Raw genomic sequence first — 14,876 nt, forward strand, 5'->3', positions numbered from 1 at the left:
CAGCATGAACAATTTCACCTCCACCATCGGACAGCCCAACGCCATGTCCATCGCCTTCTTTTTCGTGTTCGTGGCGTTCACCATGGTCATCACCTACTTCGCGGCCAAGAAGTCCAAGACCGCCTCCGACTTCTACGCCGCCGGGCGCTCGGTCACGGGCTTCCAGAACGGCCTGGCGCTGGCGGGCGACTACATGTCCGCCGCATCCTTCCTGGGCATCGCGGGCCTGGTGGCCCTCAAGGGCTATGACGGCCTGATCTACTCCATCGGCTTCCTGGTCGGCTGGCCGCTCATCATGTTCCTGATCGCGGAGCCCCTGCGCAACCTCGGCAAGTACACCTTCGCCGACGTGGTGGCCTACCGCCTGAAGCAGAAGCCCATCCGCATCGCGGCCTCCTGCGGTTCGCTCATGACCGTGTGCTTCTACCTGATCGCCCAGATGGTGGGCGCGGGCTCGCTGGTCAACCTGATGTTCGGCCTGCCCTACGAGCTGGCCGTGGGCATCGTGGGCGTGGTGATGATCATGTACGTGCTGTTCGGCGGCATGCTGGCCACCACCTGGGTGCAGATCATAAAGGCCGTGCTGCTCCTGGGCGGCGCTTCGGTGATGGTGTTCATGGTCATGGCCAAGTTCAACTTCAACCCGGCCGACCTGTTCTCCGCCGCCGCCACCAAGTACGGCCAGAAGGTGCTGGAGCCGGGCGGCCTGGTCTCCAACCCCTGGGACGCCCTGAGCCTTGGCATCGCCTTGATGTTCGGCACCGCCGGGCTGCCCCACATCCTCATGCGCTTCTACACCGTGCCCGACGCCGAGCAGGCCAGAAAAAGCGTGTTCTACGCCACGGGCTTCATCTCCTACTTCTACATCCTGACCTTCATCATCGGCTTCGGCGCCATGGTGCTGGTGGGGCAAGACGTCATCACCCACTTCGACAAGGGCGGCAACATGTCCGCGTTGCTCCTGGCCGAAGTCACCGGAGGCACCATGTTCCTGGGCTTCATCGCGGCCGTGGCCTTCGCAACCATCCTGGCCGTGGTGGCGGGCCTGACCCTGGCGGGCGCGGCCACCTTCTCGCACGACCTGTACGTGAACGTGTTCAAGTCCGGAAAAACCACCGAGGAAGAGGAAGTGAAGATGGCCAAGCGGGCCACCATGGTGCTTGGGCTGGTGGCCATGGGCCTTGGCATCGCCTTCAAGGGCCAGAACGTGGCCTTCATGGTGGGCCTGGCCTTCGCCATCGCGGCCAGCGGCAACTTCCCGGCGCTTCTGATGTCCATCCTGTGGCGCGGCATGTCCACCGTGGGTGCGACTGCGGCCATCGTCACCGGGTCGGTGCTGGCCGTGGGCCTGATCCTCATCTCGCCCACCGTGTGGGTGGACGTCCTGGGCTTCAAGGCGGCCATCTTCCCCTGGAAGAACCCGGCGCTCATCTCCATGCCTGCGGCCTTCTTCGCCGGATGGCTGGGCTCCGTGCTGGCCCCCGACGCTGACGCCAGCGCCCGCTACGAGGACCAGAAGATCCGCAACTACCTTGGCGTGGGCGTGGAATGAACGACAGCGAAGGCTTTCTGGGACTGACCACCGGCAGCCTGACCTTAAAGGCCCCCGTGTTCGTGACCGGCGAGACATCCGTGGTGGAGGCGGCGCGCGCCATGCGCGCCGCCCGCGCCACGGCCTGCCTCGTGGGCTCGGCGCAGGCGGTGGCGGGCATCCTCACCGAGCGCGACATCTCCTGGGCCGTGGCCGACGGGCGCGACCTCACCGGCCCGGCCTCGCAGTTCATGACTCGCGGCGTGGTGACCATAGGGCGGGAGGATCTTGTGGCTGAGGCCTTCCTGGCCATGATCCGGCACGGCATCCGGCGTCTGGCCGTGACCGACGAAACCGGGCTGGTGACCGCCATGCTCGACGAGCGCGACCTCATGGCCGCGCGCCTGGAGAGCCCGGTGGCATTGTCTGCGGCCATCTCCCGGGCCGGGGACGGCCCGGCCCTGGCCAGGGCCTACGCCGGTTTGTCCGAAATTCTGCCGCTCTGGCTGCGGCAGGGCGCGGACGTGTCGCGCGCCGGGGCGCTTGCCGCCGCCGTGCGCGACCAGCTCTTCTGCCGCGCCGCCGAGCTGGCCCTGGCTGGCGGAGCCGACCCCGGCCCCCTGGCCCTGGTGGTGCTTGGCAGCGAGGGCAGGCGCGAGCAGTTCCTGGCCACGGACCAGGACAACGCCCTGGTGCTGGGCGAGGGCACGGACACGGCCCTGGCCGAAGGCTTCGCCGCTCGCCTCATGGACATCCTGAATCAGGCCGGCCTGCCGCCGTGCCCCCACGGGGTGACGGCGGACCACGCGGCCTGGCGCATGACCACTTCGGCCTGGAATGACCACCTGGAGGCCCTGGGCCGAGACCTCGGGCCGGATGCGGTGCTGGCCCTGTCGCTGCTGGCGGACGCGCGCCACGTGTTCGGAGACCCGGCCCTGACCGGGCGGCTTCGCGCTTCGCTGCTCCAGACCATGCGCGATAACCCGCGCGCGCTGCGCTACATGGCCCGCGAGGCCGTGCGCTTCGAGCCGCCCTTGTCGGTGTTCGGGGCTTTGGTCACGGAAAAAAACGGGCCTGGGCGCGGCGGGCTGGACCTCAAGCGCGGGGGGGTGTTCCCCCTGACCCAGGGGGCGCGGGTGCTGGCCCTGGACCAGGGCGTGGCCGCCACGGCCGGAGCCTCCCGGCTGGACACGGCCTCGCGCCTGGAGGGAGCCGCAGAGGCCGGGGTGATAACCGACGACACGGCCTCCGACCTGGCCCAGGCCTTGGCCTTCATGCAGGAGCTGCGCCTGCGCTTCCAGGCCCGGGCACTGGCCGAAGGGCGCGAGCCGGACAGCTTCATCTATCCCGACAGGATGTCTCGCCTGGAGCGCTCACGCCTGAAGGAGTGCTTCAAGGCCGTGGCCGCCTTCCAGGCCATCCTCACCAACAAGTACGCCCTGAGGCTGCTCACATGATCCTGGAAGACGTGGTCGATTTTTTCCGCGAGGCTCCGCCTCTGTCTCTTCTGGAGCCGGGGACGCTCATGGACCTGGCGCGCCGGGCCGGGCTGGACTTCTATCCCGGCGGCACCCCGGTGCTGGGGCCGGGCCAGGCGGGCGAGGGCTTCGTGCTGGTGGTCAAGAAGGGGCTCCTGCGGGTGGCTGGCGAGGACTACGGCGAGGGGTCGGTGCTGGGCTGGGCTCCTGGCGCAGGCGTCGTGATCGAGGACGCGGTCTGCTACCTCCTGCCGCCGGGGGACGTGGCCGAGGCCCTGCGCGCCCGCCCCGAGCTGCTGGATTTTCTGGAGGGCCGCCTGAGCGCCCAGGTGCTGGAGATAGGCCTTGCGGGCATCGTGCGCGAAATCCCCGCATGGCTGACCAGGCGTCCCCTGGCCACGGTGTCCGCCGGGGACGTGGTGCGCGTGGGCGACCCGGTGCCCTACGACATGAGCATCCGGCAGGCCGCTGCCGTCATGACCGAGACCTTCCGCGACGCCCTGGTGGTGGTGGGGCGCGAGGGGCGGCCCTCCGGCGTCGTCACCGACCGGGATTTCCGCATCAAGGCCGTGGGCGGGGGCATGTCCCCGGACGCCCCGGTGGAGGAGCTCATGAGCTCCCCGGTGGTGTCCGTGGACGCGGGCTCCTCCTGCTTCGACGCGCTCATGGCCATGACGCGCCACCACCTGCGCCACGTGGTGGTCATGGCCGGGCGCATCCCGGCGGGGGTGCTCTCGGCCCAGGAACTTCTTCTCAAGCAGGTCGGTTCCCCCCCGGCGCTGGCGGCGCGGGTGGCTCGCGCAACCACGGTGGAGGAGCTGGCCGAGGTGTCGTCGCTTCTGGATCAGCTCGCGTTGGGGCTCCTTAGGGAGGGTGCGCGAGCCTCCAGCCTGGGACGCATCGTGGGCGGGCTGCGCGAGGCCCTGGCCGCCAGGGCCTGCCAGCTTGCCGAGGAGATACTCGGGCCGCCGCCCTGCGGCTACGCCCTGATGCTGCTTGGGCGGGCGGCCCGTCGCGAAGGCCCGGCCCTGTGCCCCATGTGGCACGCCGTGGTGCACGAATGCTCCATGGACTCGCGCGCGGCGGATCTGTGGTTCGAGCGGCTGGGTGACTTTCTGGGCGAGGCCCTGGAGATCATGCACCTGTCGGGCGCTCCCGGCAGCCCTGCCGCCATGGATCCGGCGTGGCGCGGCACACTGGAAGAGTGGCGCGAACGTCTGGGCGCCTGGGCGGCGGGCAAGTCGGGCGGCGTGGGAGATGTGGGCCATTTCGATTTCCGCCCTGTGCACGGCCAGCTGTGGCTGGCCGAGGCCTTGCGCAGCCATCTGGCCGGGTTGTTCGGGGCGTCGGGCATTTCCGGCGCAGCAGCCTGCGCCATGCCTCCAGAGACCGCCCAGGATTCTGGTGCCGACCTGGCGGCGCGGCTGGTGGACGACGTCCGTACCTGGGCCATGTGCGCCGGGGTCACGCGCATCGCCAGCGTGGAGCGGGCCGTTGCCCTGAAGGAGCTTCGCCCCGTGGGTGCGGAACTGGCCCACGCCCTGGAATATCTGACCGCGTGGCAGTGGGTGGGCGAGCCGCTTCGCAAAAGTCCCATGGGCAAAGCCATGGAGCGAATGTGCCGCAACGCGGCGAGGAGGGCGCACGATGAAATGGTGGCCGTGGTCAAACCCTAAGCAGGACGTATCCATCGGGCAGGCGGATTTCGTGGTCTTCGACCTGGAGACCAGCGGGCTCGATCCGACCCGCGACGACATCCTCTCCTTCGGGGCGGTGCGCATGCACGGCGCGCGCATCGACCTGGGCAGCGCCTACGAGACGCTGGTGCGCCCGGCAGGGCACGCCCCCAGGCCCGAGAACGTGCGCATCCACCAGCTCACCCCGGCCCAGTTGGCCGAGAAGCCGCCCCTGTCCGAGGCGCTGCCCGCGTTCCTGGAATATTGCCGGGACGGGGTGCTCACCGGCTGGCACGTGGAGCTGGACCTGGCCTTTCTTCGCGCCTGGGCCAAACGCCTGGGCCTGCCCCCGCCCAGGAACAGGAGCCTGGACGTCCTGGGGCTGTACCTGTCCATCCGGGGCGGGCGGGCCTCGCAGCTGCTCGAAGAGCTTCCCCTGAAGGACGCCACGCTCTACAGCGTGGCCCGCGCCCTTGGGGTGTCGCCAAAAGGCGCGCACGACGCCCAGGGGGACGCCTTTTTGACCGCCCAGGTGCTCCAGCGGTTTTTGTCCATCCTGCGGGTGTCGCGCCAGGGCGAGGAGCCGAGCCTGGACACCGTGCTGCGTCTGGCCGATCCGTCCTGCCACGCCCGCGCCCGCTCCGCCCCCCAGCCAGCCTTCTGAGAACCGCTCACCGTCAAAGTCTGGCCGCTGGCCTAAAAACACTGGGAATCAAATGGGTTTGTGGGCTAGATATACAACCGAACCAACATCTCCACCAAGGAGCCGTCCATGACCGACAATATCGAATCCCTCTCGCATGAAGATCGCCTCTTCCAGCCGCCCGCCGGGCCGCACCACGCCCGCGCCCATATCAAGAGCATTGAAGAGTACCGCGCCGTCTACAAACGTTCCGTCGAGGACCCCGAAGGCTACTGGGGCGACCGCTCCCGCGAGCTGATCACCTGGATGACCCCCTTCGGCAAGGTCATGGACTGCGACTTCGACAAGGCCTCCTTCAACTGGTTCGCGGGCGGCACCCTGAACGCCGCGCACAACTGCCTGGACCGCCACCTGGACGGCCCGCGCCGCAACAAGGCGGCCATCATCTGGCAGGGCGACCGCGTTGAGGACACGCGCGTGCTCACCTACCAGATGCTCCACGACGAGGTCTGCAAGTTCGCCAACGTCCTCAAAAGCCTGGGCGTGGAAAAGGGCGACCGCGTGGCCCTGTACCTGGGCATGGTGCCGGAGCTGGCGATTGCCATGCTGGCCTGCGCGCGCATCGGCGCGGCGCACTCCATCGTGTTCGCCGGGTTCTCGGCCCACTCGCTGCGCGACCGCATCAACGACTGCCAGTGCAAGGTGGTGGTCTGCGGCGACTCGGTGCGCCGCGCGGGCAAGGCCATCCCCTTGAAGCCTGCCGTGGACGACGCCCTGAAGGAGTGCCCCTGCGTCCAGAAGGTGGTGGTGCACAACACCGCCGGAACCCAGATCAACTTCGTGGAAGGCCGGGACCTCTGGTGGCACGAGGTGATGGCCGATCCCGCCATGAAGGCCCCCTGTCCGCCCCAGCCCATGGACTCCGAGGACGTGCTGTTCATCCTGTACACCTCCGGCTCCACGGGCAAGCCCAAGGGCGTGTACCACACCACCGGCGGCTACCTGACCTACGCGGCCCACACCACGCAGCTGGTGTTCGACCTCTACGACGAGGACATCCACTGGTGCACGGCAGACATCGGCTGGGTCACGGGCCACAGCTACATCGTGTACGGGCCGCTGGCCCTGGGCGCCACCTCGCTGATGTTCGAGGGAGTGCCCACCTGGCCCACGCCCGACCGCTTCTGGTCCACGGTGGAAAAATTCAAGGTGAACACCTTCTACACCGCGCCCACCGCCATCCGCGCGCTTATGCGAGAGGGCGTCAAATGGACCCAGGCGCATGACCTCTCCTCGCTGCGCATTCTCGGCAGCGTGGGTGAGCCCATCAACCCCGAGGCCTGGATGTGGTACCAGGAGAACATCGGCAAGGGGAAACTGCCCATCGTGGACACCTGGTGGCAGACCGAGACAGGCGGCCTCATGATCTCGCCCCTGCCCTACGCCACGCCCCAGAAGCCCGGCTCGGCCACCCTGCCGCTGCCCGGAATCGTGCCCAAGATCGTGGACAAGGACGGCATCGAAGTTCCCAACGGCCAGGGCGGCTTCCTGGTGCTGACCCAGGCCTGGCCCGGCATGCTGCGCGGCGTGTGGGGCGACCCGGCCCGCTACAAGAGCCAGTACTTCTCGGCCTTCCCCGGCGTGTACGAGACCGGCGACGGCGCGCGCATCGACAAGGACGGCTACGTGTGGATCATGGGCCGCGTGGACGACGTGGTGAACGTGTCCGGCCACCGCATGGGCACGGCGGAGATCGAGTCCGCGCTGGTGGCGCACCCGGACGTGGCCGAGGCCGCCGTGGTGGGCATGCCGCATGACATCAAGGGCCAGGCCATCTACGCCTACGTCACCGTGAAGGACGGCGTGGACGCCTCGGACGACCTGCTGGCGGCGCTGAAGAAGCACGTGCGCGCCGAGATCGGCCCCATCGCCACCCCGGACGTGATCCAGTTCGCGCAGGGGCTGCCCAAGACCCGCTCCGGCAAGATCATGCGCCGCATCCTGCGCAAGATCGCCGAGGGCGAGACCTCCACCCTGGGCGACACCTCCACCCTGGCCGATCCGAGCGTGGTGAACGACCTCATCGAGGGCAAGGAGAAGCTGTTCGGGTAGAGACCCGCGCGGCATGAACCGACAGGCAGTATCAGGGCGGCTTTCCGAAAATCGGGGAGCTGCCCTTTACTTTTTCCGTGTCGCGTTTCATTCTGACAACGAGAGTATTCCAAAGTGATTTGTTCGAGCCGGTCCAGATGTTGTCGGCGCGACGTTGTATAGTACCCGCAGGTCCCGTCCGGAACGCGCACTGTCAGGACGCAGGTCATGCAGCCATAACGTCACCGTGAAACAAGACCAAAGGGAATCTTCATGCCCAGCCTGTCCGCCATGCTTTCGCAGCCCAGTCTGACCATCAAGTTTCTGACCATCTCGTTTCTCTCCCTGGCCATCTTCGCCCTTGCCCTGTTCGGCGTCATACTGCCCCGCACCGAGGCGGAGCTGGTCGACGTGCACAAGGACTCCCTGTACGCCGTGGTGGGGACCATCCAGTCGCTGCTCAAGGAGTACGATCTCCAGGTGCAGCGCGGCGAACTGACACTGGAGGAAGCCCAGAAGCGGGCGCTCCGGCGCATCAAGCAGGCGCGCTACGGAAACGGCGACTACTTCTGGATCAACGACCTGACCCTGCCCTATCCGAAGATGATCATGCACCCCACCGTGCCCAGCCTGGACGGCAAGGTGCTCGACGACGCGAAGTTCGCCTGCGCCACTTTCTCCCAGAAGGGGCGCGGCGGCCAACTGGACGCCGTGCCGGGCGGCAAGGGCAACCTGTTCGCCACCCTGCTGGAGGTCAGCCGGGCCTCCGGCGACGGCTACATCATCTACCAGTGGCCCAAACCGCTCTCCGGCGGCGGGGTATCCACGGAGCTCTTTCCCAAACTGTCCTACGGCGTGGTGTTCGCACCCTGGGGCTGGCTGATCGGCAGCGGCATCTACATCGACAGCATCGACGCCAAGATCGCCAATATGCGCCTGTGGGGCGCGGGCGTGCTGGCCGTGGCCTTCATGGTGGGCCTGCTCGTGACCATCTGGCTGACCAGGGCCTTCGTGGGTCGTCAGCTGGACGCCCTGGTGAGCTATTCCGGCAGGATCGCCGAGGGCGATCTGGAGGCGCGTGTGCCTTCGGAGTCCTTCAAGGCGGAATTGGCGGTGCTCAAGCATTCCCTGGAAGTGATGGTGGAGAATCTGCGCCGCTCCATCGCCCTGGCGGACGAGAAATCGCGCGAGGCCAGCCAGCAGGCCCTTGAGGCCCAGGAGCAGGCCAGACGGGCCGAGGAAGCCTGCAGGATGGCCGAGGAGGCCAAACGTGCGGGCGAACTGGCCGCCGTGACCGCCATGGGGGGGGCAGCCGACGGCATCGGGCAGGTGGCCGGGGAACTCTCCGGGCTTCTGGCCTCTGCCGTGGACGGAACCGGCAGGCAACGCAGGCAGGCCGAAGAGACCGCCCGCGAGGTGGAGGACGTGAACCGCACCCTGGCCCACGTGTCCCAGCTGGCCACGGACGTGGCCGGGCTTGCCGGGGAAGCCAGCAAAAAGGCCAGGGCCGGGTCCACCGTGGTGGAGGATTCCGCCCAGGCCATCGCGGCGGTGAACACCCAGGCCCAGGCCCTGTCGGACTCCATGCACGAGCTGGGCGCGCAGAGCCAGGCCATCGGGGCCATCCTGACCACCATCGCCGATATCGCCGACCAGACCAACCTGCTGGCCCTGAACGCGGCAATCGAGGCGGCCCGCGCAGGCGAAGCCGGGCGCGGCTTCGCGGTTGTGGCCGACGAGGTGCGAAAACTCGCAGAAAAGACCATGACCGCCACTCAGGAGGTCTCCCGCTCCGTGGGGGCCATCCAGGACGGCGCGCGCCGGAACGTGGAGCGCATGGACCAGGCCGCGCAGGCCATTGGCCGGGCAACGGACCTGGCGCGCCAGTCCGGCGAGGTGTTCGTGGACATCGTGGACATCGTGGGGCGCTCGGCCGGTCAGACCTCGGCCATCGCAAGCGACGCCCAGGCCCAGTCCGGGGCCATGCGGCAGGTGTCGGCAGCCGTGGAGGACATCGCCCAGGTGGCCGGGGACATCGCCCGGAACGCCGCCGAATCGCAGGACGCGCTGCGCAGGCTGGAGCGCGAGCAGGCCCAGTTGGGAGAGGTCATCCGAAAGTTCGACGCATAGCGCCGGGAGCGCCATATGGTCCGGTCGGCCAGGAAATCCTCGATCTTGACGCTCCTGCTCAATGCCTTCGCATTGTGCATGGCGCCTACCCTTGTGGTGTTCGCGGTCCTGGCGCACAGAGAGTACAGCAGGGACGTCGATTCCGTGGAACAGGACGGGGCGCGCGTCATTTCCTCCCTCATGGCGATTCAAAGCAGGATCGCGCTCAACGCCAACGTCTTGTTGAGGACGCTCTCCAGCACCGACGACTTCAAGCAGCTCAATGCGCAGGAGATGGCAGCCAGCTTCAGGAACATCCTGAAGTTCTACCCCGACTACGCCAACCTCCACGCCGTCTACCCCAATGGCGATGTGTTCGCCTCCGCCGCCCCCATCCCCGAAGGGGGCGTGAACCTCCTGGACCGCAAGCATGTCCTTGATGCGCTCGCGACGATAGATTTCGCCGTGGGCGAATACATCGTGAGCCGCGTGGCGTTCGAGCCCGTCCTCCCGTTCTCGTTTCCCGTCACCAACGACCGTGGCGAGATCCTTGCCGTGCTGGTGGCGGTCCTTCGCCTGTCGTCCTTGTCGGAAGGTTTCGGGGAGTCCATGTCAGTGGACAAATCCAGCGTGATCCTGCTCGATCATTCCTTCAGGGTGCTGTTGCGATATCCGGCCAGAGTGAGCCAGGCCGCTTACGGCGCTGTCGACGATGAACTCCAAAAGGCCTTGAAGAGCGGCTCCGGGCAGGCGCTGCTGACGGATGGAGACGGCATCGAGCGAATGTACGCCATCCGGCCCATCGTGTTGGAGGGACACGGCAAGCCGTACATGTACATCGCGGCGGGCATTCCCATGGCCACGGCCAGGGCCAGGGGCATATCCACGCTGGTGTTCTGGACAGTGCTCACGAGCTGCGTGATGCTCGTGTCCCTGATCGCGTCCTGGTTGCTCATCAGGAAGAAGATCGCCGGGAATTGCCGCGAGATAGTGAAGGCGTCCCAGGGGATAATGTCGGGGCGGCTGGACGCGCGCACCGGCCTGACCGAGTCCGACGGCGAGCTGGGCGTGGTCGGGGTGGCTTTCGACGAAATGGCAGGCAAGCTCCAGGCCGGGATTCTCGACCTGCGCGAAAGCGAGGAGCGGTTCCGCGCCCTGGTGGAGCAGGCGCCCGAGGCAATCGTGGTGATCGACGTCCAGGACGACAGTGTCGTCCTGGTCAATGAAAGGGCGCAGGCTTTGTTCGGCTGCGGTGAGAAGGATCTGCTTTCGGGCGGAATTTTCCGATTCTACCTCGACCCGCAGCCAAACGGCAGGCCGGTAAAGGAACTGATCAAAGACACCATGCGGCGGGCTCTTGCCGGGGAAACCGTGCTCGGCGAGCGTGTGATACGAAACGCGCTTGGAGAATTCCTGACATGCGAGATCAGGGCCGTCAGGTTTCCAGGCAGAGACAAGAGCATGGTGCGTTCCAGTTGGATCGACATAACGCAACGCAAGAAGATCGAAGAGGCCTTGCGGGTGTCCGAGGATCAGTTCAGGAGCGTGGTCGGCACTTTGCCCATCGGCATGCTGTTCTTCGACGTCGCCGCAGACGGGCGGCTGGCGTTTCTTTCGGCGAATCCCGCAGCCATGAGGCAATTCGAGCTGGGGAAGGCAGGGCTTGCGGGAAAACCCGTCGAAGTGGCCTTCCCCTCGCTCGCGGCGCTTGGAATCCACGACGTGGTGCATGCCATCATGTCCGGGGAAACACCCACGTTCACCTCCCGCAGCACTTTGGATGATGAAACGCTGCGCGGGGTCTTCGACATATACATGTTCATGCCAAAGGATAACCGCCTCGCGGTGGCGCTCCTGGATATCACCGAGAAGATGCGCATGCAGGACGTGATGGTCCAGACCGAAAAGATGATGAGCGTGGGCGGGCTGGCTGCCGGCATGGCCCACGAGATCAACAACCCCCTGAGCGCCATACTTCAGTCGGCCCAGGTTCTTCAGAGGCGTCTGCTCCAGGACAACGCCGTCAATCTCGCCAAGGCGCGCGAAGCCGGGTGCGAGTTCGAATCCGTCTTCAGGTATTTGCAGGCCAGGGATGTTCCGTCGATGCTGGCCGGAATACTCGAGTCCGGAGTCCGGGCTGCCAGGGTGGTTTCCGGCATGCTGGAGTTCAGCCGGAAGGTGGAGTCGAACCGCTCCTATGTGCAGCTTGAAACACTTCTGGACAAGGCGGTGGAGCTCAGCTCAAACGACTACGATTTGAAGAAGAAGTACGATTTCCGGCATATCCGCATCATCCGCGAGTACGACGAAGCCATCGGGGCCGTGCAGTGCACCAGCACTCAGATCGAACAGGTGTTCCTCAACCTGCTCAAAAACGCAGCCCATGCCTTGAGTTCCGGCAGGGGCGAGGGGGAGCAGCCCACCATCTGGCTTCGCACCCGCCAGGAGTCCGGCTACGCCGTGATGGAGGTCGAGGACAACGGACCCGGAATGGACGAAGCGGTCAGCAGGCGCATCTTCGACCCCTTCTACACCACCAAGCCGACAGGGGAGGGCACCGGGCTCGGGCTGTCGGTCTCCCGCTTCCTGATCGTCGAGAAGCACAACGGAACCATCGCCGTGGAGTCGAAGCCCAGCGTGGGGACGAGGTTCGTGATCCGGCTTCCTCTTGGGACCGCTTCGTCAAACGCTTCGTGATCTTCACGCCCGCTCGGGCGCAACAAATCCCACATGCAGGCGAGTGCCGAAGGCACAAAAAAAGGGGAGGCGCTTGTCAGCGCCTCCCCGGAACCGGCCTAGGCCGGTATCAACTATTTCTGCTTGGCGTGGTCGCCGGAGGCGGCGCGCTGCATCTTGACCTCGACCTTCTCGGTCAGGCCTTCATAGTACTCGCGCAGAATGGCCAGGCACTCGTCGCGGCCGAAGTGGTCGGGGATGGCGTCGCCTTCGGACAGCATCTTGCGCAGCTTGGTGCCGGACAGGATGACGCGGTCTTCCTTGCCGTGGGGGCAGGTGCGCAGGGAGGCCATGCCGTCGCACTTGAAGCAGTAGAAGGTCCAGTCGATGTTCATGTTCTCGCAGAGCAGGGCCTTGCCGGGCTCGACGGCGCAAGCGGCCTCGGGGGTCGCGTAGGGGATGCGCTTGAAGATCTCCTGGGCCTCGAACATGCCGTAGAAGTCGCCCACGCCGGCGTGGTCACGACCGATGATCATCTGGTTGATGCCGAAGTTCTGGCGGAAGGTGGCGTGCAGCAGGCCTTCGCGGGGACCGGCGTAGCGCATGTCCAGGGGGTAGCCGGCCTGGATCACGTGGTCCTTCACGAAGTAGTGCTCGACCAGGGTGTCGATGGCCTTCACGCGCACTTCAGCCGGGATGTCGCCGGGCTTCAGGTTGCCGATCAGGGAGTGGATGACCACGCCGTCGCAGACTTCCACGGCGATCTTGGCCAGGAACTCGTGCGAGCGGTGCATGGGGTTGCGCAGCTGCAGAGCGGCAACCTTCTGCCAGCCCTTGGCGTCCATTTCGGCGCGCAGCTCGGCGGGACGCTTGTAAACGCCCTTGTACTTGACGGGGTAGTCGCCCTCGGAGAGGACCTTCACGTTACCGGCCAGGGACACGGGCTTCTGGCCCATGACCATCTGCACGCCGGGGTGATCCTTCAGAGCGGTCTCCCAGAACACGTCGTCGGCGGAGTCGGGGCCGGCGCCCTTGAACACCTGGTAGCACTCCCACTTCTTCTCTTCTTCGGTGAGGGTGTACTTCTCGGTGACGGTGATGATGGCCATCATCTCGCCCTTGTGGGACTCCAGCGCAACTTCCTGGCCCACGTTGATGCCGGCGGCATCTTCGGCGGAGACGGAGAGGGTGACGGGGACGGGCCAGAAGGTGCCGTCGGTCAGGGTCATCTTCTCGCACACGGACTTCCAGTCGGCCTTGTTCATGAAGTAGGTGATCGGCGAGAAGCCGCCGATGCCCATCATGATCAGGTCGCCCTTTTCGCGGGGGGAGATGACGACTTTCTTCAGGGTGGCGGCCTTCTTCAGAGCCTCAGCGCGCTCGGCGCCTTCCAGAAGACAAATGGTCAGGCCTTTGCCACCATGCGGGGGAACCAGTCTGGACATGTTCGTTTCCTCTCCTTTACGGATAGTGTGGTTTCTCGTCTTGCCGCCCAGGCCGCTTAGCGGCCATCAATCCGTCCGGGTCCAAGGGAGCCCGGCCGCCCTATGATAAAAAATTCACGTGGAGTGTTATTGTGAAAAAAATGACTTCTTGTCAAGCCATTCCACCCCGGCTTGACGACTTCGTTCCACGCGGGCATCCTCGCCCGTGAAAGCATCAGGAGGACTGTAAACCATGTTGCTCGACGTTCGCAACGAAGACGGTTTGTCCATCGTGCGCATCAACACCCCGCGCATCGAAGCCCGCATCGCCGACGAACTCACCGAGGGCCTCATCGACGTGTTCAGCCCGACCCGGGCCGCCGCCCTGGATTTCTCCCAGGTGGGCTTCATCGACTCCGTAGGCATGAAGTCGCTCATGACCGTTCTGCTGCACTGCCGAAAACATGAGGGCGTGTGCGTCCTGTTCGGCGTGTCCGAGGACATCATGAGCGTATTCGTCATCACGCGCCTCAATAAGCTCCTGCCCATCGCCGAAGACGAGGCGTCCGCCGTGGCCCGCGTGCGCGAACTCGTCCGGGAAAACCGCGAGCGCACCCTCAGGGGTTGATCCCAGGCTACACCAGTATCTCTTCCAGAGACTTGCGCGGCCTCTGGGGCGGGCTCTCCGCCGGATGCCCCACGGCCATCAGGGCCGCCACGCCAAGACCTTCGGGCAGCCCCAGGCGCTCCCGGATGATCCTCTCTTCCAATCTGCCTATCCAGGTGGTTCCAAGCTTAAGCTCCACGGCCCGGAGCATCATGGCGGACATGGCGATGGCCAGGTTCAGCGACGCCGCGCCCCGCAACAGTTCCGGCGGTCCGGACTCGGCGGGCTTCAGGTAGGATTCGTCCACGTCCTGCGCGAACTCCGGGGTCATAAGCCCGGCCTCCCGCAGCGCCCTGATGGTGGCGCGCGAATCGCACAGGTAGGCGGACGTGTCCACGCAGCACACGATCACCGCGCCCGCCTTGCCCACCCAGCGTTGTCCGGCCGTGGCCGGGCCGCCGAGCCACTCGATATCCTCGCGGCGCGTGATGAGCCTGAAGCGCCAGGGCTGCGAGTTACAACCGGACGGCGAGAGCCGGGCGGCCTCGATCAGTTCGAGCAAAAGTTCACGAGTGACGGGCTGGTCCGTGAATTTACGGATGGAGCGGCGGTTGGCGATGGCTTCCTGTACGGTCATGGAA

General features: G+C 66.1%; 10 protein-coding genes. 8 read left to right on the plus strand and 2 right to left on the minus strand.

Going from position 1 to position 14,876, the window contains the following annotated elements; translation table 11 throughout:
• Window positions 1-4: 4 nt before the first annotated feature.
• The 7 genes from G453_RS0105720 to G453_RS26050 all read left to right on the plus strand — a co-directional run bounded on the left by G453_RS0105720 (window position 5) and on the right by G453_RS26050 (window position 12,225).
• Entirely contained in the window at window positions 5-1,552 is a 1,548-nt protein-coding gene (locus G453_RS0105720; RefSeq protein WP_027190273.1) for a sodium:solute symporter family transporter, read from the plus strand.
• Window positions 1,549-2,988, plus strand: coding sequence for a putative nucleotidyltransferase substrate binding domain-containing protein (locus tag G453_RS22590; RefSeq protein WP_027190274.1), 1,440 nt, complete (start codon window positions 1,549-1,551; stop codon window positions 2,986-2,988). Before G453_RS0105720 ends, G453_RS22590 begins: the two co-directional genes overlap by 4 nt.
• A complete protein-coding gene (locus G453_RS26045) occupies window positions 2,985-4,685 on the plus strand; it encodes a DUF294 nucleotidyltransferase-like domain-containing protein (protein ID WP_027190275.1) in 1,701 nt (566 codons plus the stop codon). Before G453_RS22590 ends, G453_RS26045 begins: the two co-directional genes overlap by 4 nt.
• Entirely contained in the window at window positions 4,657-5,349 is a 693-nt protein-coding gene (locus tag G453_RS22600) for a 3'-5' exonuclease (RefSeq protein ID WP_051271805.1), read from the plus strand. The genes G453_RS26045 and G453_RS22600 overlap by 29 nt, the downstream gene beginning before the upstream one ends.
• 108 nt (window positions 5,350-5,457) lie before the next feature.
• Entirely contained in the window at window positions 5,458-7,440 is a 1,983-nt protein-coding gene (gene acs, locus G453_RS0105740; protein ID WP_027190276.1) for an acetate--CoA ligase, read from the plus strand.
• Between the two features lie 252 nt (window positions 7,441-7,692).
• Complete coding sequence (locus tag G453_RS0105745) at window positions 7,693-9,549, plus strand: methyl-accepting chemotaxis protein (protein ID WP_043644673.1); 1,857 nt, start codon at window positions 7,693-7,695, stop codon at window positions 9,547-9,549.
• A gap of 78 nt (window positions 9,550-9,627) precedes the next feature.
• A complete protein-coding gene (locus G453_RS26050) occupies window positions 9,628-12,225 on the plus strand; it encodes an ATP-binding protein (RefSeq protein WP_169725295.1) in 2,598 nt (865 codons plus the stop codon).
• 113 nt (window positions 12,226-12,338) lie between these two features.
• On the opposite strand, the gene sat is transcribed toward G453_RS26050, so the two are convergent.
• Window positions 12,339-13,649: a sulfate adenylyltransferase gene (gene sat / locus G453_RS0105760; protein WP_027190278.1), complete on the minus strand. Its 1,311-nt coding sequence runs from the start codon at window positions 13,647-13,649 to the stop codon at window positions 12,339-12,341.
• A gap of 232 nt (window positions 13,650-13,881) precedes the next feature.
• Here sat and G453_RS0105765 point away from each other — a divergent pair, with 232 nt between their 5' ends.
• Window positions 13,882-14,256: an STAS domain-containing protein gene (locus tag G453_RS0105765; RefSeq protein ID WP_027190279.1), complete on the plus strand. Its 375-nt coding sequence runs from the start codon at window positions 13,882-13,884 to the stop codon at window positions 14,254-14,256.
• 7 nt (window positions 14,257-14,263) lie between these two features.
• Here the strand turns inward: G453_RS0105765 and G453_RS0105770 are convergent, their stop codons facing one another.
• Window positions 14,264-14,872, minus strand: a complete 609-nt coding sequence (locus G453_RS0105770; protein WP_027190280.1) for a nitroreductase family protein — start codon at window positions 14,870-14,872, stop codon at window positions 14,264-14,266.
• Between the last annotated feature and the right edge of the window lie 4 nt (window positions 14,873-14,876).

Origin of the sequence: Fundidesulfovibrio putealis DSM 16056 (assembly GCF_000429325.1) — a bacterium.
Taxonomy (GTDB): domain Bacteria; phylum Desulfobacterota; class Desulfovibrionia; order Desulfovibrionales; family Desulfovibrionaceae; genus Fundidesulfovibrio; species Fundidesulfovibrio putealis.

Excerpts from the sequence above, each read along its gene's own strand:
- G453_RS0105720 (WP_027190273.1), top strand. The coding sequence starts at position 5 with ATGAACAATTTCACCTCCACCATCGGACAGCCCAACGCCATGTCCATC.
- G453_RS22590 (WP_027190274.1), top strand. The coding sequence starts at position 1,549 with ATGAACGACAGCGAAGGCTTTCTGGGACTGACCACCGGCAGCCTGACC.
- G453_RS26045 (WP_027190275.1), top strand. The coding sequence starts at position 2,985 with ATGATCCTGGAAGACGTGGTCGATTTTTTCCGCGAGGCTCCGCCTCTG.
- G453_RS22600 (WP_051271805.1), top strand. The coding sequence starts at position 4,657 with ATGAAATGGTGGCCGTGGTCAAACCCTAAGCAGGACGTATCCATCGGG.
- acs (WP_027190276.1), top strand. The coding sequence starts at position 5,458 with ATGACCGACAATATCGAATCCCTCTCGCATGAAGATCGCCTCTTCCAG.
- G453_RS0105745 (WP_043644673.1), top strand. The coding sequence starts at position 7,693 with ATGCCCAGCCTGTCCGCCATGCTTTCGCAGCCCAGTCTGACCATCAAG.
- G453_RS26050 (WP_169725295.1), top strand. The coding sequence starts at position 9,628 with ATGGCGCCTACCCTTGTGGTGTTCGCGGTCCTGGCGCACAGAGAGTAC.
- sat (WP_027190278.1), bottom strand. The coding sequence starts at position 13,649 with ATGTCCAGACTGGTTCCCCCGCATGGTGGCAAAGGCCTGACCATTTGT.
- G453_RS0105765 (WP_027190279.1), top strand. The coding sequence starts at position 13,882 with ATGTTGCTCGACGTTCGCAACGAAGACGGTTTGTCCATCGTGCGCATC.
- G453_RS0105770 (WP_027190280.1), bottom strand. The coding sequence starts at position 14,872 with ATGACCGTACAGGAAGCCATCGCCAACCGCCGCTCCATCCGTAAATTC.